26 protein-coding genes are annotated in these 21,222 nt (G+C 38.1%); 1 reads left to right on the plus strand and 25 read right to left on the minus strand.

Going from position 1 to position 21,222, the window contains the following annotated elements; translation table 11 throughout:
- The 20 genes from BMG01_RS06960 to BMG01_RS07055 all read right to left on the minus strand — a co-directional run.
- Positions 1 to 442: GH25 family lysozyme (locus BMG01_RS06960; RefSeq protein ID WP_275077930.1), on the minus strand; the 442-nt coding region annotated here is incomplete at its 3' end.
- A 2-nt stretch (positions 443 to 444) separates the two neighbouring features.
- On the minus strand, positions 445 to 669 hold the full coding sequence (locus BMG01_RS06965; protein ID WP_080539884.1) for a hypothetical protein: 225 nt from the start codon (positions 667 to 669) through the stop codon (positions 445 to 447).
- A 14-nt stretch (positions 670 to 683) separates the two neighbouring features.
- Positions 684 to 1,202 carry a hypothetical protein gene (locus tag BMG01_RS06970; protein WP_080539885.1) on the minus strand — a complete coding sequence of 173 codons (519 nt, stop codon included), beginning with the start codon at positions 1,200 to 1,202 and terminating at the stop codon, positions 684 to 686.
- Positions 1,203 to 1,210: 8 nt separating this feature from the next.
- Positions 1,211 to 2,029, minus strand: a complete 819-nt coding sequence (locus BMG01_RS06975) for a hypothetical protein (RefSeq protein WP_080539886.1) — start codon at positions 2,027 to 2,029, stop codon at positions 1,211 to 1,213.
- Positions 2,030 to 2,050: 21 nt separating this feature from the next.
- Positions 2,051 to 3,130, minus strand: a complete 1,080-nt coding sequence (locus BMG01_RS06980) for a hypothetical protein (RefSeq protein WP_080539887.1) — start codon at positions 3,128 to 3,130, stop codon at positions 2,051 to 2,053.
- Entirely contained in the window at positions 3,127 to 4,584 is a 1,458-nt protein-coding gene (locus BMG01_RS10970) for a phage distal tail protein domain-containing protein (RefSeq protein WP_143472285.1), read from the minus strand. The genes BMG01_RS06980 and BMG01_RS10970 overlap by 4 nt, the downstream gene beginning before the upstream one ends.
- A 60-nt stretch (positions 4,585 to 4,644) precedes the next feature.
- Positions 4,645 to 9,150, minus strand: coding sequence for a phage tail tape measure protein (locus BMG01_RS06995; protein WP_084013435.1), 4,506 nt, complete (start codon positions 9,148 to 9,150; stop codon positions 4,645 to 4,647).
- Positions 9,150 to 9,296: a hypothetical protein gene (locus tag BMG01_RS11185; RefSeq protein ID WP_158083945.1), complete on the minus strand. Its 147-nt coding sequence runs from the start codon at positions 9,294 to 9,296 to the stop codon at positions 9,150 to 9,152. Before BMG01_RS11185 ends, BMG01_RS06995 begins: the two co-directional genes overlap by 1 nt.
- A gap of 77 nt (positions 9,297 to 9,373) precedes the next feature.
- Positions 9,374 to 9,706 carry a hypothetical protein gene (locus BMG01_RS07000; RefSeq protein ID WP_002814864.1) on the minus strand — a complete coding sequence of 111 codons (333 nt, stop codon included), beginning with the start codon at positions 9,704 to 9,706 and terminating at the stop codon, positions 9,374 to 9,376.
- A gap of 114 nt (positions 9,707 to 9,820) precedes the next feature.
- Entirely contained in the window at positions 9,821 to 10,429 is a 609-nt protein-coding gene (locus BMG01_RS07005) for a major tail protein (protein WP_036086066.1), read from the minus strand.
- 3 nt (positions 10,430 to 10,432) lie between these two features.
- Positions 10,433 to 10,810 (minus strand): DUF806 family protein, encoded by a 378-nt coding sequence (locus BMG01_RS07010; protein WP_036086069.1) that lies wholly within the window; start codon positions 10,808 to 10,810, stop codon positions 10,433 to 10,435.
- Positions 10,807 to 11,307: a hypothetical protein gene (locus tag BMG01_RS07015; RefSeq protein ID WP_084013436.1), complete on the minus strand. Its 501-nt coding sequence runs from the start codon at positions 11,305 to 11,307 to the stop codon at positions 10,807 to 10,809. The genes BMG01_RS07010 and BMG01_RS07015 overlap by 4 nt, the downstream gene beginning before the upstream one ends.
- Before the next feature lie 4 nt (positions 11,308 to 11,311).
- Entirely contained in the window at positions 11,312 to 11,689 is a 378-nt protein-coding gene (locus BMG01_RS07020) for a hypothetical protein (RefSeq protein ID WP_036086071.1), read from the minus strand.
- Positions 11,673 to 11,990, minus strand: coding sequence for a head-tail connector protein (locus tag BMG01_RS07025; RefSeq protein ID WP_084013437.1), 318 nt, complete (start codon positions 11,988 to 11,990; stop codon positions 11,673 to 11,675). Before BMG01_RS07025 ends, BMG01_RS07020 begins: the two co-directional genes overlap by 17 nt.
- A gap of 61 nt (positions 11,991 to 12,051) precedes the next feature.
- Positions 12,052 to 12,330 (minus strand): hypothetical protein, encoded by a 279-nt coding sequence (locus tag BMG01_RS07030; protein ID WP_143472286.1) that lies wholly within the window; start codon positions 12,328 to 12,330, stop codon positions 12,052 to 12,054.
- Positions 12,331 to 12,342: 12 nt separating this feature from the next.
- Positions 12,343 to 13,524, minus strand: coding sequence for a phage major capsid protein (locus BMG01_RS07035; protein WP_084013439.1), 1,182 nt, complete (start codon positions 13,522 to 13,524; stop codon positions 12,343 to 12,345).
- Between the two features lie 4 nt (positions 13,525 to 13,528).
- Positions 13,529 to 14,236, minus strand: coding sequence for a head maturation protease, ClpP-related (locus BMG01_RS07040; protein WP_084013440.1), 708 nt, complete (start codon positions 14,234 to 14,236; stop codon positions 13,529 to 13,531).
- On the minus strand, positions 14,202 to 15,479 hold the full coding sequence (locus BMG01_RS07045) for a phage portal protein (RefSeq protein WP_158084723.1): 1,278 nt from the start codon (positions 15,477 to 15,479) through the stop codon (positions 14,202 to 14,204). The genes BMG01_RS07040 and BMG01_RS07045 overlap by 35 nt, the downstream gene beginning before the upstream one ends.
- 677 nt (positions 15,480 to 16,156) lie before the next feature.
- Positions 16,157 to 17,953, minus strand: a complete 1,797-nt coding sequence (locus tag BMG01_RS07050; RefSeq protein ID WP_084013442.1) for a terminase large subunit — start codon at positions 17,951 to 17,953, stop codon at positions 16,157 to 16,159.
- Positions 17,928 to 18,410, minus strand: a complete 483-nt coding sequence (locus BMG01_RS07055; protein WP_002814884.1) for a phage terminase small subunit P27 family — start codon at positions 18,408 to 18,410, stop codon at positions 17,928 to 17,930. The genes BMG01_RS07050 and BMG01_RS07055 overlap by 26 nt, the downstream gene beginning before the upstream one ends.
- A 267-nt stretch (positions 18,411 to 18,677) precedes the next feature.
- Between BMG01_RS07055 and BMG01_RS11585 the strand changes: the two genes are divergently transcribed.
- Positions 18,678 to 18,800, plus strand: a complete 123-nt coding sequence (locus BMG01_RS11585; protein ID WP_255372413.1) for a hypothetical protein — start codon at positions 18,678 to 18,680, stop codon at positions 18,798 to 18,800.
- A gap of 443 nt (positions 18,801 to 19,243) precedes the next feature.
- Here the strand turns inward: BMG01_RS11585 and BMG01_RS07065 are convergent, their stop codons facing one another.
- The 5 genes from BMG01_RS07065 to BMG01_RS11190 form a co-directional block, all read right to left on the minus strand.
- Positions 19,244 to 19,468: a hypothetical protein gene (locus BMG01_RS07065; protein WP_080539919.1), complete on the minus strand. Its 225-nt coding sequence runs from the start codon at positions 19,466 to 19,468 to the stop codon at positions 19,244 to 19,246.
- Between the two features lie 11 nt (positions 19,469 to 19,479).
- Positions 19,480 to 19,902: a hypothetical protein gene (locus BMG01_RS07070; RefSeq protein ID WP_080539918.1), complete on the minus strand. Its 423-nt coding sequence runs from the start codon at positions 19,900 to 19,902 to the stop codon at positions 19,480 to 19,482.
- Between the two features lie 47 nt (positions 19,903 to 19,949).
- Positions 19,950 to 20,273 carry a hypothetical protein gene (locus BMG01_RS07075; protein ID WP_080539917.1) on the minus strand — a complete coding sequence of 108 codons (324 nt, stop codon included), beginning with the start codon at positions 20,271 to 20,273 and terminating at the stop codon, positions 19,950 to 19,952.
- An 85-nt stretch (positions 20,274 to 20,358) separates the two neighbouring features.
- Positions 20,359 to 20,916 (minus strand): hypothetical protein, encoded by a 558-nt coding sequence (locus tag BMG01_RS07080; RefSeq protein WP_084013443.1) that lies wholly within the window; start codon positions 20,914 to 20,916, stop codon positions 20,359 to 20,361.
- An 18-nt stretch (positions 20,917 to 20,934) separates the two neighbouring features.
- Positions 20,935 to 21,072 (minus strand): hypothetical protein, encoded by a 138-nt coding sequence (locus tag BMG01_RS11190; RefSeq protein ID WP_158084724.1) that lies wholly within the window; start codon positions 21,070 to 21,072, stop codon positions 20,935 to 20,937.
- Between the last annotated feature and the right edge of the window lie 150 nt (positions 21,073 to 21,222).

A 21,222-nucleotide genomic window follows, 5' to 3' on the forward strand; every position in this document is an offset into this window, starting at 1 on the left:
TCAAAATAGCTGAGGTGTTGTTAGCCTTGTTAGCACCCGCACCCGCTTCATAATCCAGTGCAATGTAACTGCCCTTAGCTAATCCTGCGTTTTGTGCGTCTTGTACAGCTAGTTGTGCGTGATAACTTGCTTCACTAACTGAATCACCGAACTCACCCCAGAAATAGCCACCAGTTTGCATACCAACGGAATCAGCGTTATGAATTTGTGCGTAGGCTTTATGGTTGACGTAATGACTACCCTCACCGCCACCACGTCCGCCTAGCTTAACCATAGTGAACTTATCGCCATAGCTCTTAAACTGGCTGAAATAGCTTGTGGTTGTGCCTTGATAACTAGCAACATCAATACCTAATGTATTGGCTGATGCGCCTGAAATCGTGACAACTAAAAAGGCAACCGCTCCAATCGAAGCGACTGCCCATCGTTTTAACTTATTCACTTTTAAACCTCCCGTTTATCGTGTTTCCACGTTTCTAATGCCGTTAAGCGCACTTCATGATTATTTGCTTGTTTGTTGCTCTCTTTGAGTTCATTTTTCAAACTAGCAATGTCTTGCCTTAAGCCACTAATTGCGTTGACAATAGTATTTTTCAACACCCACCATAAACCACCCAACAACATTGACCCAATCGTCAACCAACTTAATACATCATGTGGCCATATCATTTACGCACCTCCTTTCATTGACTCAACGCTGACGTGCTATCAGAAGTTGAGTCGCTAGTGCTATCTGTTTCTGATTCATTTTCAGATTGTGAGTCTGAATCTGATTGGCTATCTGACACGCTGTGACTCTTTGATTCACTTTCTGATTGTGAATCAGATTCTGATTGGCTAACATCTGATTGACTTTCTAGCGTGCTGCTACTTTCTGATTGGCTGTCTGATTCAGATTCACTCGTCACTTCACTTTCAGATTCACTGTTTAGCACTTCTGCACTAGTTGTTTCGCTGTCTACTGTTGATTTAACATTATCCAATGAAACTACTGGCGCATTTTCTTTTTGAATGGCAACCAAAAAGTCATCAAAAGCAGTGATGACTTTATCTTTATTTGCTTGATAACCCGCTACCGTATTAACTGAAACACCAATATTTTGAACCACACCATTATTCCGTTGCGCTGTAAAATCGGCTACCAAGACATTACCGTCATCATTAACCGGTTGCTCATAATAAATTATTTTATTTTGATTCATGTTCTCTCCTAGTTAATTGGATAGATGATAGTACCAGTGGCGCCTGTCAAAGAATTGAATTCAGAGGTAGGCGTCCAAGTTCCATACATGACGCTACCTGTACTTTGGGATTGAACAGTTACCGATACCGGCCATGATTTTCCTTTATTTATGTTAAGATTTGAGGCTGCAAATACCTGTGAATGTGGACTAGACGGTCTCAAAGCGTATGGAATAACTAAAATCTGATTACCGTTGGTGGATTTTGAACAATTCAAGTTATAGAAGTTAATAATCATCATTCCATTCTTTACGCGATATTGTGCAAATCCTGTACCGCCGTTTGTATGTGTACCATTGACTAATTCAGCATCTATCCAACCCGTGTCATTGAAAACACTTTTAATAACCGTAGTCTTCGCGCTAGTCGTTGTTGAAGTGAATGAAGCAATCGGTAATTCATAAAGAAAACCGCCATTGTTCAAATCGTCTTGAGTCAGTTTTTCTGTAACCGCTACCAGATAGGCCTGTTTAACGTCCACTTGATAAGTTGGTATGCCAGCTGTACCACTAACATCATTGGTCTTGGTTAAATCAACCGCAATGGCAATTTTTCCATTTGAATTTGCCGGAAGCGTTAATGTTTCTGACTGTGTTATCTCCACTAAACGCCCCTGAATGACCGCTTGTCCTGTACCAACGGTAGCTACCAAACCATTAACCGTTACCGCAAATTGGCTACCTCTGTTTAAAGTTCCGTTGGTATCATTGACTAAGCCGCTATATAGACTTGCATCATTAGCCGGACTGACCGTGTTTCGGTCTGATTGATACATTGTGATTGCCATAGTTCCTCCTTAATTACCTTTTCAAAATAAGTCAGCATTACCAAAGCGCAAATTACCGAACGTGAGTGAAATTGTATCACTATCACTGTTCAATGAATAAGCTGATAAAACTGAATTATAAAGTGCTTGATTGTAATAAATGTTTGATTGAAGCCCTAACTTAACCTTGTCTAAAGGCATGAAATTGTTATCAATCGGCATTGAAAATTTAATGTTGTGGCTATAACTGTTCCCTGATAATTCAGTTTGAGCAATTGAGTCGTTGGTTGGGTTGTCAGTTGCTGTTTTGTCGTACAAATAAACATGTACTTGTGTTGGTTGCACAACATTTGAATTTAACGATTTAACCACTGTTCCATCAGTTTGTAACCAATAGCGGGCAATGATTGACGGTGATTCCATGTTAGTAGAAGCTTTATCCACGATCCACAACTCATTGTTATAGCCACGTAAACCACGACTATCAGAAACAGTCCAACCAGTAAAATCATATTTATTATTCTTAAAATTCCACGTATCAGTCACTTGATGAATATCAATTTCTGGATAATAAAAAGGCACACCGTTTGATGTCCCCTTTGCAATATCTTTAACTGTCAGCACTACATTGTGTAGCTTGAACCCACGAATCAAATAATCAATGAAATTGCTAGTGTTGTTGCCATCAGAACTAGTAACTGCAAAAGCTGTATTAGTTGAGTTAGTCAGTGAGCGTCCTAAAATATTGGTTGTGGCTGTTGAGTTAATATAGCCTTTTATTAGATTGATGATATGCGTTTCATAGCTTGCCCCTGACTTATTACCAACCACGATTTCGCCATTTAGCACATTCCAAATATAGCAAGCTGTTAAGGTATTCTGATTGGTATCTCCAGCCATATCAACTGCTGTTAATTGTCCGTAATATAGGAGCGTTTTAGTGTTGGCTATTTCAATTGCAATATAATCACCTAATAAACTTGTACCGTTATCAGCTATGACAAAAGTAGACGTAGCGTTACTCAAATTATCCATCTGTAAATCATAAGTTAACAATGGATAAGCCCCTCTAGTCGTTAGATCACTGCCCTTAAAAATGGTTGCTTGTAAAGATAAACTCATACCAACAACCTCTCTTCTTTGAACGTGATATTTACATCAGAATCGGCATCTAAATAGAACAATACGGTTGATTCACCCTCTGGAATTTGCACAAAGTTAGTCTTGGTATAGTCCTGCAATTGGGAAACATCAACGTAACTACCATCAGGATTGTATAGCCTAGCGTACTGGTCTTCTGGGTGCGAACTCACGACTAACTGTTGATTATCTGTCAGTTTCAGCGCGAAGCCATCAGTCGCTACCACATTTCCTTTTTGAACAACCGTCCAAGTTGGATTAACTGAGCATGGCCCCTTGACTGTAATAACACTAGGTGAGCCACTTTGTAATCCAAAATATTGTGACTTATTATTAAGCGACATGACTTTTTCATTTGATGGTCGATTGCTTTCTTGATAAACATAATAAGGTGCATAAGCATATTCAAACGGAATAGCCAGTTTATCTTCTGGAGCAGGAGTCCAATCTGTTGCTGTGTTACCTCGCTCAAGCTTTGGTGCTGCAAACTCATACCGTGCACCTGGTGCTCTTGTCGCTTCTGGCACTTCTACACGTATAGAATTCTTGTAGTCTCTAGCTGGGTTATATTTAATATCTTTAAACTTAAAAGTAACTACTATTCGTGTCCACTCCCCCTCTTTTAAGCTGGTTAATCTCACAGGCACATTCCAGTCTTTTGTAGTTGCCTCTGAGATAAATTTTATGCTGGCATACGACATCCCCGCGGGGTCTTCTCCAACCACTCTAAAGTAAACAGAGTAGGTAAAATCGTCCGTGGTATTAATGACACCTCGGTCTAATAGGTCTTTATAGCTATATCGAGCATTGTCCCATCTGAGCGGAGTACGGTATATTTTAGACCCTAGATAAGTGCCCCATTCCTCTGTCCAGCCGCCGTTTCCCCAAGGCCACGTCCCACTTTTGGTTTGGGTCAGAGAATCAAGCAATAGGTTTCTATTAACATATTGGTCATACTTAGGTCTGTATATCTTGCCATAAGTCCCTAAATTAGGGTCAGGGTCATAACTCTTGTATTCCGCTGATTTGTTGTTATACCAGTTGTTGATGAATTCTAGAGTGAATGACTCGTCTAATAGATTGGGATCATATGAACTACTACCAATCTCCGATTTTGTCATTTCAGACAACATAGCTTCACGGTTCCATGTTCCAGAATCCGATGTATAAGTCATTGTATATGGTTGGTAAGCTAAAAATTCAGAAAATTTTTGAAAACTATCAAACGTTTCGCTAACTACGCTACCAAACAGTATTTTGGCATTAAATTGACCCTGTGATAAACTCTGCTTAGTCAGTTTAAAATATGTTTGATAGTTATTATAATTATTATTGAATTTTACGCCGAGACCAGTTGGCGTGTATGACATTAATTTGAAATTATTAATTCCTACAGATATACCTATGGCATTTGTTAATTCAAATTTTTCTACCATAATTCCTCTCTAACTGCCGCCCACTATGTGAACTGTCTATTTAAATGGCGACAAATTTTATTAGTTTACACTTCTAACTGCATGGTTCATAAATGACTTCGAAATTTTACGCATATTATTATCTGAAAGGGGTTGATTAGCTATTTTTGATTCTTCTAAAATACCAACTACTATTTGCGCTAAATCAGAAATCAGTTGATTACTCTTGTTTACTGAATTTAGTAAGTAATCACTGCTAGTTAAATTAATCTCTGATTGTTGATTTTTAACTTCACTATTGATGTAATCAACAGCCTGTAACTGACCTGTATACGGCACTGTACCGCCACCAGCAAATGCCGGAATCATATCAGGGTTGATTTGATTTCCAGTCATTTGCGTATAAGCAGATATTGACGGATAAACGATCGTTCCCGGTTCCAGAGAATGCAATTCCCAATCACTACCAGACACGCCCATGAATCCGCTTGGCGTTACGTATGGCTCATTTTTGCCACCATCACCTAACCACGTTGCTGTTTCGTTGTCGGTGACTGTTCCACCTGATGCTCGACCAGTAATTCTTTTGAAGATCTTTTCAAATATTGATACATGTCTAGTTGTCATAGTTCTAGTATGATCAGTTTGTGCAGCAAAGTTTTGAATAGCGTTTGTATTATCTCGAACACCACCAGCACCTGTTGCATGAGCTTTAGCATTTTTGGTTCTTCCTTCGGAAGTATTACGCCAATTATCAACAGTTCTTTTAGCGTCGCTAATCTTTCCAGAAGCTAAATCTTGACCAACTGCTTGTTTAATGCTTATCGGCAAGGAGTTCCATGTCTTTACTGAAATTCCTGATCCTGCCAATACTTTACTAGCTTCATCAACAGCTTTCGCATCCTTAACGTTTATTTTTTGACCATTCCAAATAGAAACCGAAGCCCGAGCTTTAGCTGAATTTCCAGTTGCCAAATCATGCAATATAGCTTGTTTTGACTTAGGACTTAATTTGTTCCATTCATCAATTGAAATTTTAGCTTTTTTAAGTGTTGCTTGTGTTTTATCGTTTACCGTCAAAGTTTTACCTTTAGGAACGTTATCCTCATAGGCTTTCAATCTTTTTTTAGCGTCGTCAATTTTTCCGGAAGCTAAGTCTTTCAAAATTAACTGTTGCTGTTTTGGTGTTAATTTGTCCCATTCACCAGACTTTTTTGTTGCTGAAATCAATTTACTGGAGGCTTTATCGTTAATGATCAACGATTGCTCTTTCAAACTAAGTCCATTCCAAGCCTTCGTTCCAGATACTGCATTAAGCATTGCTTTTTGAGAGTCATTGAAAGCACCGTTCATTTTACGCATCGCAGGTGTCATGGTGTCCCATGTCTTCATTGCGTCCATTTGAGCAGGCTTTAAAATACCATATTGTTTGGTAAACTCACCAACATCAATTCCAGCAGCTTTTAAAGTATCTGATAGCTTTTGATAAGTTTTTTTATAGTTATCAGAATCAACACTTGACCACGCACTTTTACCGAACTTATCAAACTTGTTGCTAATTTTATCTAATTGAGCGTTCCAATTAGTTACAAAAGGTTTCATTGAATCGGAGTTTTGCTTGAAAAAGTTGCTCCATACATCGTCCTTTGTACTCTGTCGAAGTTTTCCTTTCAAACCTTCATAGGCCGATTCAACTGTTTTTATTTGAGATTCATAATTACTTTTGAACGCTTTGCCATAAAGTTCATTAGTCTTTTGTAAAGATGACATTGTTTCTTTACTCAAATCGTTTCCAACATACATGTCATGCAATGCACTTTTTTGTTTTTTAGACAAACCTTGTATATTTTCCAGACCAATCCCAAGTAATTCTTTATAGTCACTACTGATTTGTTTAATCTCATCAGAACTAAAAGCTCGGTTTTCATCTCGGGCTTTTTGACCAATAGCCTTTATTCTATCAGCTACTGTTTTTGCTGAATCAATAGCATTTTGAGAATCTCTTACAATGCCCCACTTATCGCTTTGATCTTGTTTAATGGCTTCCTTACCAGCAGCAGATAAGTATGGATTATTCAATCTGTCTGTATCTTTGTTCGCTGCCGCCTGAGCTTTTTCTTTAGCTTTTTCAGCACCGGTTGCAGCGGCTTGTTGTAGTTTGTCAACTGCAGACTGAAAATCTTTAAGGTTAGAATCATTAATCTTTTGATTACCAATTTTAGCCACAGCTAATCTTGCGTTTTCTTCCGCCGAAACCAGATCATTAACTTGCTTACGTTGACCTGCCGTTACATCCCCACCGTAGGTGTCGTGCATTTGTTGCTTAACTTGTTCTAGCTTTTGTTTGTGGTCAATATATTTCTTTGCAAGCAATGCAAAACCAGCCGTTGCACCTACTAAAACAACTCCTAGTCCTGCAATTCCTAAAGCGCTTGTAGCTGTTGCAGTACCAAATAGTGTTGTTGCTTCACTTGCGCCAGTGACCGCTGTTTTAAGTCCGAGAGACTGTCCTACTACCCTAGCAATTGAACCTCCAAACTTTTCTATTGCTGGGGCAGCTGTTCCTGCACTCCGCAAACCCATGAATGCTTTTGACAACCCGACTGTTGCTGGAAGCAAAGAACCAAATGTTTTTAACACGGTTCCACCAACTATACCCAAGCTGCCTAACGCAATAGCTAACGGTGAAGCCACAGCACCAAACGCCACGAACCCTGCAACCATTTTCTTAGTTGATGGGCTTAATTTATCGAACTCTTTAAATAAATTGCCAGCCGTCTTCATAACATCAATCAACGTAGGTATAATGTCATTAGCAAACTCCATTGTCAGAGCTTGCCATTGTGCTTTGAAAATCTTAATTTGTGCGGCGGCACCCTTAATGTTAGATTTAGCTAATCCTTTTGTATAACCATCAGCAACGGCTTGACCAGCAGCATTAGATTCCTTCTCAATAGCTGAACGCCCATCTAATAAAGCCGTAGCGGCAGTAGTTGCGTATGCACCAAATATCTTTTTGATATACTCTTGACGTTGAACGTTACCCATATTCTTGGTAGCTTCGTCTATTTGGTCTATTATTTCAGGCAACTTTTTCATATTACCGTGGGCATCAGCAACACTAACACCTAGCTCTTTCAACGCTTCACTAGCCTGTGGTGTCTGTGAGGCCAAACGTTGGAATACCATACGCAAGTTATTACCAGCTTGTTCGGCATCAATACCTTTGTTAGCCATGTAACCAATCAATGAGGCAGACTCTTCAACGCTATAACCCACATTAGCTGCAACTGGTCCAAACTTAGCCATTGCGTCAGAAAGTCCTAAATAAGACGTTTTAGTATCGTTTGCAACTTTAGCTAAAGCATTCTGAACACGACTTGCATTTTCAGCATTTTTTGTTGCGTCATCAGTTTTTAAACCAAACTGCGACATAATTTCTGTCGTGCCGTCCATGATTTGACCGTAATCTTCACCAGTGGCCATAGCTGTTTGCATTGATGATGTAGCAATATCTAAGGCTGATTTTTGATCATAACCTGCACGGATAACTTCTTGCATACCATCAGCAATATCATTCTGTGATACACCCCATTGTTTTGATAGATTAGCAATTTCACTGCGATAATCTTTTAAGAACGCATTCATACCACCAGCCGGCTTTTTATCAAGCATGTTGTATGTTTCACGCAATGACTGATCTAGTTTAGCTGACCCCTCCATGCCTTGTTTGAACATTGATAGTAATCCAGCTGATGCAGTTTGACTAAAGAAACCAAACTGTTGTAGACTTTGACCGCTCGTCACTAACTTGCTACCCATATTTTTAATGCGATCAGCCGTCAGAGTTGTTCTTTGTCCCACATTGGTAATGTGTTTTCCTAAGGAACTATATTCAGTTTGATTGTTTTTAATAGCAGAAGCAGTCTGTGTCATAACTGTTTCTTGCTCTTTAATATCGCGTGCTAATTGTTGTGCGTACGTATCAGAATGTTTCTGTTCATTGCTGTATGCGTTGTAAGCACTTTTTAACGAACCTAAAATATGGTCTTGTGCCTGATATTGCTTATTGAGATTTCGTGTTTCAGCAATTAAACCTAACGCTTTTTCTCGATTAGCGGTGTATTGTAGTCCTTGCTTCTCAAATACTTCTGAATTAGCTTTAGTTATTTGAGATAAAATTTTATGCTCATTAGCTAATTCATGAATACCCGTCTTAGACTTTTCAAGTGCCAAATTTGAGTTCTTAATCTGAACATCAAACAATTTTACTTGTGATTCTGCTGTTTTAAGTTGGTTCCCTAAATTTTTGAGTTCGGCGACATTCTTTTCAGTCTTAGGCGTACCGATGTCATCCATTTTTGATTTTAATAATTTTACCTTATCAATCTGAATGTCATAGTTTTTATTTAAACCCTCAAGCTTAGCTTTATAAGCGCCTACCCAATCGCCGGACCGTGATAATGCAGAAAATTGAGCTTTCCATTCACGAGTATTCGAATTTATTTCAGAGTTCATTTGCCTTAAAGTACCGAAAAATTCGGCGGCATTAACTCTAACGTTAGCTACAATGTCTTCTCCTGCCATTAAATGATCCCCATTTCTGCTGCTTTATTACTATTAACGAAGTCTGCCATTGACATCACGCCGCCATTTGGGTTTTGCGCAGATGATTTGTTATTCATGTCTACGCTAAATGTTCTGATGAGGTCATCTAAGTCTTGGGACATCACTGTATTTACGTCCCAGCTATATCTTTCAACTGCATTTGCAGCTAACTCATCTAGCTTTTTTAGCGCATCATCTGCGCTTAGTCTTCCCCCGACTTTTTACCTGATTCACCTTGTTGTGAAAGAAATTCTTGCACATCTCGTACAAAATTAACGATGTCGAAGTAATCAATATTTTCAAAATAATCTTCTGGTTGTTCGAGCAATTCTGATGCGCGTTTTACATAAAGCGCCATCATATTGAGTTCTAGTTCGGTAACATCAGATTCCTTATAACCTTCTGCAAAGGGATCCATAATCACATTTTCTTGTAAAACAGTTACCTGTTTAATGAATTGAATTGACTCACGAGAGATTGCCAATGTACGAGTAATTGTCTTTTGCTTAGAACCTAATTTAAATGTTTTTTTCATGATTTCCTCCAAATATTATATGTTCTTTTAAACCACATATAGATTGGAGGATCCTATATGTAGCTTAAAAGAACACACAATGTGTTCCTGTTGTTTATACTTCAGTCCGAGCGCTTACCCTAAACTCGGCGTTCCTGCACCTTCGAGACTTGTCAAAACCTGTTTTCCAAACAGTGCGGTTTGGAATTGTGTTTCAGTAGTCTTCTTCTGTTCTGAACCTTGAATGAAAATATCACCATCTTTACGGTTCATTCCACGCCAAGTTAATTGATCAGTAGACGTGACTGTGTTGTCACTATTTGTTTGTGGGTTGACATCACCACGAGCAAATTGAACGCGTGGCAATCCTAACCAAGCAGCCTTACCGTCTTTGTCGTGTGACAATACGTACATTGCGTAATACGGTGCAATTGTCTGGTTGCCATGATGAGCAATACCCTGACTATCTGTCCTATACCCCAAAACCTCATTCAATTTATCAAATGGGAAGTCTAATAGGTTAAATGATCCAGAAACTTGACCGTTACCAGAACCGACAACCAAATAAGCTGAATCTCCACCATACTTTGTTGTTTGTGTTGCAGAAAGGTTTTGAATGTTGACCTGTGTTGGACCACCATTAGAACCATTCAATAAAATGTACTTACTTTTATCTAAATCAGAATCGATTGCTCGTGTCGTATAAGGAACAAGCAAAACTGCGTGTAAACCTGTTAATAGCATTTGTTATTCTCCTTTAAATTTAGTTCTGCGATATTGCAGAACGCTCTTATTTTGTGTTGTTTCTTCATCGACTTCTGGACCGTCATAAGAAAAGCCATAGAATCCAATAGATTCCATAGCTTCGTTCAATGCCCATTCAAAATCTTCAAAAGAAGTGTTTGGTTTGTACCATATTTTTAATTCAATCTCTTGCTCTCTAGCGCGAGAATGATTACCCCCGAAACCGGTAAAACCATTTGATAAACCTGTGATTAAAATAGTTGTCATATCAGTTTTATCAATGTATTTCTGCGGTATTCTCCCCACAAATGCCATCTTTTCCCATTGCGAGAGTGTTTTATCGTTGTCAAGAGAAGTCTTTATTTCAACTAAGTAATTCATGATTTCTCCTTTATCAACTGCAAAAATCCTTGTTTTAAGACTTTCATAGCTTCTGGTTTTGCCTTACGTCTACCGCTCTCTACGAAGTGATAACCACCAAAGTATTTACCACCAGAGTTTAAAACTTTCATCTTATAACGATAGTTTCTAATGGTTCTTTGTTTACCATTTACATTTATGACGACACGTCCATGACGATTATCCATGACAAAATGACCGTCATCAACAAAGCGGTAATAATAACCAGCTTTTGAATAACCAACCGCAGTTGAACCATTACTGCTTTCTCTATCAACAATTACCAAATCTTCTTTAAGACCACCATCAGCACTATGCGTCTTGGCTAGTGAATACAAATCTTGGTTAATTTGTTCCTTGATAACTTTAGCTGCTGGTTTGGTTACTTTTTCTTGAATTTCTGATGGCTTGATATTTGTGAGTCTTAAAATTTTTTCTTCTAGGGCATGCGTGTCCATTTCAAAATCAAAATCCAGCATACTACTACCCCGGCAATCTATATGTTTGTTCAACACCGTTACCGTACAGCAATTGAACTAAATCATGATCTCTTGCATTGGTTGGATCATTTGTTGGCATATACTGGTTAACCACATATTGCTTACCGTTTAACCTCGCAAGCATATTGTAATCAACTTTTCCGACTTCTCGAATTGCAAAAATTAACTTTTCAACAGCATTGGGACCTGTGTTAGCAATGTCTTCATGATACTTAATCGTATATGGCGCACCATAGGCTTTAAATGATGGAATAAATTTATCTCGAGCAATACCATCATCTCCAATAACCTCACCAGCCGTTCCAAATTCAATCAGCGTATTGTAACGATACAGTTCAACGAATTTATTCAGTCTTGGCATTATTAGCCTCCCAAATTTGATACTGCGCCTTTAAATGAAGCACTGCGCTTTGCATACCATACTTAGTGTCAAATAAATCAACATCAGATGAACTTGCTCTGTTGAGAAAATTGTTTGTTGATTGTTGTAATACCGCCAGTTTAAATGATTGATTTCCTTCGAAAAACTCATCCTTTGTACCGACCATGCTTTTAACATTATCAATTGATGCGTCAATGATTAGTTTAAGCATTTCATCATCTTCATCACCAGCAATTCGGAGGCTGGACTTTAGTAAAGGTAAAATTTCATCACTATTCATTTAACCTCCTTATCTAATGGGCTTCTCACCCCATTCGAGCTTTACGTGCTGTACGATTGCGTTATTTAATTAAATCTAATAACTCTTGTTTCTTAGTCAAACCATCAGATTTAATTTCATGTTCATCCAAGTAAGCCTGTATTTCAGCAACTGTATTCTTATCGGTTGGCTTGTCATCAATTTTTACAACCAAAGCCCCATCGTGGAACTTATGAACGCTACCTAGCAACTCGGCTAAACGTTCGTCAGAAACTTCATCTGCTGGATAATCATCTCCTTTACGATAAACAACCTCTGTTAGTCTATCTGTAAAGTCTTGTTCTACCATATATTTAATCATGTCTCGTCACGCTTACCCTAAAGATGGCAAAGAACCCTTTGCATCAGCAATACGGAATGCAGCCGCTAACTTAACTTGTGCATCAACCCACGTTGTAGCAACGAATGATACAATACCAGTCTTGATGTCCTTGTCTTGCTCGAATTGCGCAGTCGTAGGATCGTAGTTGACGTGGTATTGTGAGAAGTCACCGATAACTGGCTTTACTGCCTTAGCTGTCAAGTGAACTGGAATACCAAATACTTGTTCAGGTGTTTGTGAGTAGAATGAGTTGTTACCGTTAGCCAATTTAGTTTGGATAGCAAACCAATCCTTACGTGACATGAAGATTGAAAGGTTGTCAGCATATTCATCTTCAAAGTCTGCAATAGCAGCAACGATAGCTGAATACTGGTCATCACCAGTAATTTTTTTAATGGCATTTACTGCATTATACAGTGACATGTGTTCTTCACCAGTTACAGGTGTTGTAGCAAATGCACGATTAGCTTCCAACTTCAACAAACCGTCTTGCAAACGTGAGTAAACGAATTGTGTCAAAGCTAAGTTAGTACCTGCCAAAACAGTTTCTGACAAACCAACGAATACCTTTGACTTTACACGTCCAAACTTAACGTCTGAACCCTTCAATGTAACTTCCTTAGCTGTGTCACCATCAGCAATACCGTTAAATGCGGTACCAAAAGTGACGTCAATACGTGGGATTTCCAAGTTGACAATTGCTGAATGAGCTGCTGCATCAACCAATGGATTTGGTGCCAATGGTGCTGAAATGAAGTCAGTTGATACGTTTGTAGGCAATGCCCATGCACCATTTTGTGAATCATCGGTTGGTCCGACAGGTGCAGTTGTAGGTGCTAGAACAGCGTTTTTAAAGTCGTCTAGCTTAGCGATACGGTTATTTGAAACCACACCACGAACCATATCTGCGAAACCATCAACCGCTTTTTCACGCTTAGATGGTTTGTTTTCGTCAGCCTCTGAAACATTCATTGCGGCTTTCTTAGCTGCAATTTCTGCATTCAAAGCCTCATACTTTTGTTTCATTGCATCACGTGCTTCAACCGCAGCATTAACTTCTGCTGGTGTTGATTCAACTTTTTCCAAAACGTTCAAGTATTCTTCTTGACGTTGTGAAGCAAGGCGACCGTAATCACGAGCCGATGCTTCCATTTCAATAAGTGTTTTAGTCATTTTATTATTCTCCTATTTCATCTTTTAATAGCTTTAGTGTTTGTTTTTCACGCTCAATCAAATCGAGACGATCTTGTGATAACGTCTTCTTTTCAACGCGCGCCAAAACATTTTTAGGGACATTAGAAAAGCGCCCCAAAATTTCTTTTGGAACGCTGTTCATTACTGCTTCTTTTTTATCTAATTTTGTTGCCCAACCTTGTTCAACAGCTTCTTCTGCTGATAGCCAAGTTTCGTCGTTCATGATATTTCTGATGTCATCTGATGGAATACCGGTTCGTTCACTATAAATGTCAACGATACTGTCACCAGTTTTTTCTAGCGTATCAGCAGTTTTGCGCATTTCTTCAGCGTTACCTTGTGATAGCGTCCACGGCATGTGAACCATCATCATGGATCCAGAACGCATTGTAATGGTATCTCCTGCCATTGCAATTACCGAAGCAATTGAAGCTGCTAAACCTTCAACATAAACATTGACGGTTGCCTTATGCGATTTGAGCATATTGTAAATTGCAATACCATCAAATACAGAACCACCACCAGAATTGATTGATAGATTAATTGTTGATACGTCTCCCAATTCTTTAAGCGCATCTCTGAAACTGGTTGCTGACGTCTCTTCGTCAAACCATTTTTCACTAACAATGTCTCCAAAAATATCAATCTGTGCAACATTATTCGTCGCTTTCATTTGGAAGTAATTTGTCATCCGTACTACCTCCTTTCCCATTTATTGTTGCCCGATTCTCATCGGTATCTGTCATGATATACAAGTCACCAGACACACGTAACAAATCTGAACCAGCTTGAGTTGATACAGGCAAACCCTCCATTTTTTGAGCTGCTTGTGGTGTAATAACACCGTTACGAATCATGATGTTATAGTATTGCGCTCGTGTTGCCGTATCACCTCTAGCCAGTTTATTCATATCGAACATGACATGCACGTCTGTATCACGTTGAGAACGAGTAAATAATTTAGCATTCAATTCACTCTCATATTGGGCTACTGTTGGTCCCAAATTAATTTGAATGAACTGTTGCATTAATTGTTCGTTTGATTTGTAACTACCACCATCACTAACGTTTAAGAATGTTAGTGGTACGTTAAATGCGTTCGCAATACGTCGATTAGTAATTTCATCATTTTTCTCAATATCTGTCTGTGCTAATTTTCGCTCAACGTTGCTGATTTCAAGTCCTTGCTCGTTGAACAGTACGCCACCACGAGCTAACGCTCTAACATTATTAACAATGACATCACGCTCTTCTTTGCTGTAATTACCAGACATATTAACAATCAGACCGTCACGTTTTCGCAATTCGCTAACATTGAAATCTCTGAAACTGTTATCCTGTGCGATAGCGCCAGTCAATGTTTCTAACGGACTGATTCCCCACAGTTTAGAACTGCGTGCAATATGTTTGAAGTGAAGCATATTATAAGAGCTAACCCAAACTGGTGTATTAACTGGAATGATTGATTTTATTGTTGGCTTGACTTCGTACCACAGATTGTTATTTTCATCTAATCCCGGTGAAACCCACTCGGCTGGAATATTCCATAAATACTTAGGTTGACCAAACTCATCTGGTTCAATAAGAGCAAATGAATTGCCATAGACATTTCTATCCGTCTCTAACCTAGCCCAAAAATCAAATGATGAAACAGTTGGGTTTGGTTTGAATGATAAAATTTCTTGAATATCGCCAGATGACGAATCTTGATTATCTGTCATGACATTGACCGGTAAACTAGCAAACGTGTTCGATAGCCTTGATATAACTCCGAAAATCGTTTCGTTGTTTTCTAATGTATCGTGACCACTGTTTTCTCCAGTATTCCAATACAACTGGTCTAATAGGTAATTTATTCTTTGTCCTTGTTGCGCATTGAGATCACCTACGAGAGATTTTCCTAATCGTAGTTTTAAATTTTCAAATACACCCACGTATGTGATTCCTCCTTTCTCGAATGCACGAAAAAAGACCCACAAGCGTACTCGCCTATGCGTCTTACCGAAATAACTTATACTACAATATTAACACCAAAACACCCCTGAAAAGTCTCACAAATAGTATCACAAATAGTATCACAAAAGTATCACGACCGAAAATTGATTTATATGAGCGGGATTACGTGCTGTTTACCCACAGTTATGCCCCTTTATCACGTCGATATACGCATTTTAAATCAGTTTGAGTATATTTACATACACAACAGATTAAAACGCCTTAAATCGCAATATATGAAACCCAATTAAATTTCACAAGCCTATTTTTTCTTTAGGGTGCTATTATGAGCTAGAAAAAAAGTTTTTATTTTTTTCTATATAGGTGTCTTATATAGTTACTATATATTAATATTATATATTATATATATATATAAAATAATAACACCCTATAACTAAACACCCTGTGGGAGTAAGAATTGAGGTGGGTGCCAAAATTTTTGTCGGGTGCCATTATTTAGCACCCTTTCATCAATTTTTTGACATTTTATTTTATCTATATTACGATTTTAATATTATTTTTAAAAATTATTTTTTGGTGCCAAAAAAATAGCTCCGTGGGTGCTATTTTGTCACCCTAAAAAAAGACCACTTTTCAGCGATCTTTTCACAAACTTTTATAAGTCGTCCCAAGAGATAGTTTGAATGAATCCACTAGACTTTTTCTTAGCTAATTCAGGTGCTATCTTAACGTGGGCGTTCAAAGCAGCAGCTAATCCATCAATTTTACGGTTATGGTTAGCTTTTGTAATCATAAAGTTGTCGTTTCTATCCCTAACTAGAGTGGCGTTTGACATATACCACTTCAACATAGAATTATTGTTGAATACAACTTTATTTGCAATCATCAATTCTTTAAAGTTTTGAGTTGGTCCACCAAGTGTGGTGAAACCTTGCCTAGTCACTTCTAGTGTAAACCCTTCCTGCTCCAAAGCTGATTGTAAGAATATTGCTTTAGCAGGATCATAGTTTATCTGCCTAATACGATATTCTTTATCTTTTTCCTTGATATAGTTCAAAATATACTCATAATCAACTATTTTCCCCGGAATTATAGTTAGATCACCTTCTGCCTCCCATTTACGATACGTGGGTTGTCTATCAACGTCTTTATCATATTTAGACTGTGGGACGAAAGAATGCGACATTAAATATATTCTGCCGTCAGGTAATGGGAATTCCAAAGTAACCGCCGTGAAGTCTTCTGTTTCAGATAAATCAAACCCAGCAACAGGACGTATCAGCTTCAATTCATCTAAATCTATGTGGTTTTCTGCATTCGATAGAATCGTTTCATTATCAAAAAAGCTCAATTCGCTAGATTCACTGAAGATATTGAATACTTTAGTGATCCAGTCCAACTTTTCTCCCGGAACTCTACGAGAGCTTTTCCAACTGCTCAACATATTAAGTCCTTGCATCATCGGGAAGTTAGGATTGGCTTTTATCCATAATTCTGGATCATCAATTTCATCTTCACTATCCATTGCTGCTAGATAATAAAATGTACGTTCGTTTTCGTTATTTTCATAATGAGACAGGACACCACGAGCGGTGGCTATCATTTCAACCAATGGTCCATTCAATTCATATCCAGCTGTGGTAATGTAAATTGTCATTGGTTGTGAACGCATACCCATTGAGTTTCGCATAACGTTTATCAATGAATAATCTTTATATTCATGAATTTCATCAAACACAGCCATGTGGGTATTGTAACCATCTTTTCCTGATTTTTCAGCAGACAGTGCTTTTATAACAGAATTTGATTTAGGATATTCTATTTCTGTTTTTTTGGTTACAAATCTATCACTTAAAAACGGACTTGCTTTAATCATTTTTCCAGTTTCTTCAAACAGCAATCTTGATTGATCTGCTCGGTTGGCTAGTGCATATATTTGCGCACCTTTTTCGTTATCGAAACCAGCCATATATGAAGCTAATCCTGAGATCAGAGTCGTTTTTCCGTTTTTCCGGCTTAGAAAAATGAGTCCTTCTTTGAATCTTCGCAGACCTGTATCTTTATGAACCCAGCCAAACAACGAGCCAATAATAAAATGTTGAAACGGTTGCATGACGATATTTTTACCACTACCGTCGGTGGACGATTTAATGTTTTCCTCGATAAATCTGATTGGTCGCCATGCTTTTTCTTCGTCAAATACCCACGGAAAATCTTTCGTCCCTTGACGTTCAATATCTCTAAAGTGCCTATCAACAGCCTGTTTAACCATAATTCCAGCCGGAACTTCTTCATCTCTGATTAATTCAGCATAATAATTGGTCAGCAACATTTTTGATGGTTTCGTCAAATAGTACCAGTCACGATACTTATTAACATAATCTTTCCACCATGATTCTTGACGTGCATAACTTTCTTCTATAATACTAATTTTGGTCCCACTCACTGACATCTTCCTTTCCTGCATTAGATAACCCGGCAATTGTATTAGCAATCTGCGCCCTAGCCTGTGGGCTAAGTCCCATCTTGTCACCTAACTTTCGCATTAGTTCAGCTAATTTATTTCTTTCTCCAATGAATTTGCTTGGATTACCAGTGTTTGGATCAACAACACCTTCCATAGCTAAATGTTCCATAACTTGTGTGTAGACAACCTGTGTATCTGCGTATGTTGCAATCAAGTCAATATCCGCTTCATTTAATATGCCAACAGGTTCCATAATTTTAACGATTTTTCTGAATACTTTTTTTGAGTCGCCACCTAAATATACAGGCGGTTGCATGTGTTCAGATGAAACAACATCAAATTTTTCTTCGGCTTTAGCACGCTTTGTTATCTCTTCACGAGTTTTATTGTTTGTATTGCCCTCAATCATTTGAATCTTGATTGATTTTGCTGGTCTAGCCATAAAAATCTCCTTTTTTAACCACCTTACAACAAAACAACGGCTCAAAAGTCTCAAAAAAGTATCAACTTTTGTTGACAATTGAAAATTCTGGTGATAGCATAGAACCTGTAAACACAAGCAAAAGCGATTAAATAAATACAAAATTAAGCGAGCGCCTTTTCTGGGCGCTTTTTTTGTTACAAAATAAAACGATTTCACGTTACTCAAACCTCCAACCCGTTCATTAGCGGACTTTTATTAAAAATAAATTAGATAGGGGGGTATAAAATGAGAGAAAAAAACGCACGTCGAAAAGTCTCAAAAACGTATCATCGACCAAACCGCAACGAATCAGCACGCCGATGCACTGACGAGCTGACGAGCCGACGAGCTGACGAGCTGATGGACTGATAGCACGACCAACCAAGCAAGCACGAGCATAGCAACACGAAACCATACGCAATACAAACGCAACTGATAACGTTTATATATACATTAGTATCAATACACTGCACAACGTTATAACGTCTTATATCGCCTTATATGGACATTTAAGGATATATGGATAACATAGCGTGTTATTTAAAGCCACAAAAAAAGTCCAGCAATTTAATTGCTAGACTAATCACGATATAACGCAATAAAAAAATCACATATCTATTTATGTGATTGATAATTTATAAACATGATAGCAATAACAATTGATATCGCCACGCCCATCGTTCGCGCCGATGATAACGATACGCCAAACAGCATAACGAACAACGTAAGCACCCACCCAAACAGGTACACTATACCGAACATAATAAACGGCGCCGCGATCATAAGCAATACAGCCAGTGTTTTTGAACTCATTAGATAACCTCACTTATAACGTCAGACAGTTCACGAATACCGCAAACAATATTGTCACTGTCCCCGACTTGTATTGCTATTTTACCACGGTTGTACCATTTAACAATAACATTCCCCGCTTTGATAAATTTTAATAATCCTTCGCGTGCTGGATAACGGTTTATAATTGCACCATCAAATTCACGGAACGCTTTTAATTTTTCTAATATGCTTTTATCTCTCATGTTTTTCACTCCTAATTTTCTACAAAACTAATGTTATGGTCTATTCCTAAACACGTTGCTACCTCGTGCCACTCGCTGGCTTTGCATCCATGATTATATGGTACCGTTTTATCGTGCCAAGCGTTATAAATATCCTCGACATGTTCGATATCACTTTCGCTTATATCGTTAAATATAAGCAAGTTCAGATCATTCTCGAACGGTAGTCCGTTCCAGTTCCAAGCTCCAAAGTTGTAGTTCCCACCGAGAATAATATCGCCTATTATTCCCATTTTATCCATAAACTCGAATAATTCTATCCCAATTTTTTCATGATATTCTTTTGTTTTTGCGAGCGCGCGCTTAGGATTTTTAGTCTTTGCGCGTCTTTTGAGTGCTGATATATATTTTTCATCCGCTTTCATTTCAGCGATCACATTGTAAAATTTGTTCATGTTTTTTTCTCCTCTGTATTTTTGATAATAAAAAACGGTATTTAATATTATTTTGTTATCATGAACATCTTTTGGGTGTCTTCCAAACAAAAAACATCGTGAGAGTTCATTACGCTGTCTATTGTTTCAGTGTATGTATTTTCAGTCCAGCCGCTCCAATTGTCAATATCGCTATAAACATAATTAAGCACGGCGTTTCTAACGTTTTTTGTGTTGATTTCCCAAGGGTCGAATACATCTAAGGCACCGTTATATGTACCACACGTAATGTCTTGTACATCGTCCTCGAGTTCTTCCATTGTCATATCATGTTCTTTTAAAAACGTTCTCAAGTTGGGGTAAATGAAATAATTATCTGTAATCGTAAACATGTTTATACCTCACATTTTTTTTGCGTGCTTATTGCACAATAACCAGCCACCGAATCGAACGGCGGTGTATACTCCAGCACTGGCTTTATATTTGATCGTCTCGCAGCCTAATAGGCGTGATGACAAAAGTGTTTAATGTCTCTGGTTGTTCGAAATGCACAACTGCAGGCATAGTCGCGTTGTCACTTAATTCTATTGTTATATGTTCCTTTTGTCCGCTTTCTTTAGCGTATTCAAGTAACCACAAAACATATTTCGGACTAAAAGCAATATATTTGAATCCTTCCAACCGTTCAAACTCGCCGACTTTTTGCCCGCCTATTGTTCCATCACTTTCTAACTTGATATATAATTCTTTTTTGTTTATTTTTGCGATCGCCTCCAGCATAGGTATATTGATCACAAAAATGTTTTTGTTGTCCGCTGGTATAATTCTTTTTAATTCTGGATAATTTGCCACAGATGGAACGCCTTCCAAATTTATTAAAATATCGAAACTATTTTCAAGTGGCGTTTTTAATTCTTCAATAATTGCCACATGTGAATCCGTTAACTCGATACGTTCGTTAGTATAATGAACGTGCGCAAGCAGTGGACGTACTTTGCTTACTGGCTTAATTATTTTTGTGAATGTTTTTTTCATGATCTTTTTTCTCCTGATTTATAACGCTATAATTTCATAACCTTGCATATCTAACTTGGCATCTAATCCGCGCGCCTCGTCCGCTTGTGATAAATAAATAACTTCTTTACCCTTGACCGCTTTCACTGTGCTGCTTGCGTTTTTTGTGTATGTCATTTTCCTAATCTCCTATTATTCAAATCTGTTCAAATATTCCGTAACTTCAAACGCCACAACCGCGGCGACGATAATTAATAAATCAATAACTAACATTTTTGATCCCTCCTCGTATTTTTACCAACAAACATGAATTTTTTAACCGGCGTT

Origin of the sequence: Leuconostoc sp. BM2 (genome assembly GCF_002095565.1) — a bacterium.
GTDB lineage: Bacteria > Bacillota > Bacilli > Lactobacillales > Lactobacillaceae > Leuconostoc > Leuconostoc falkenbergense.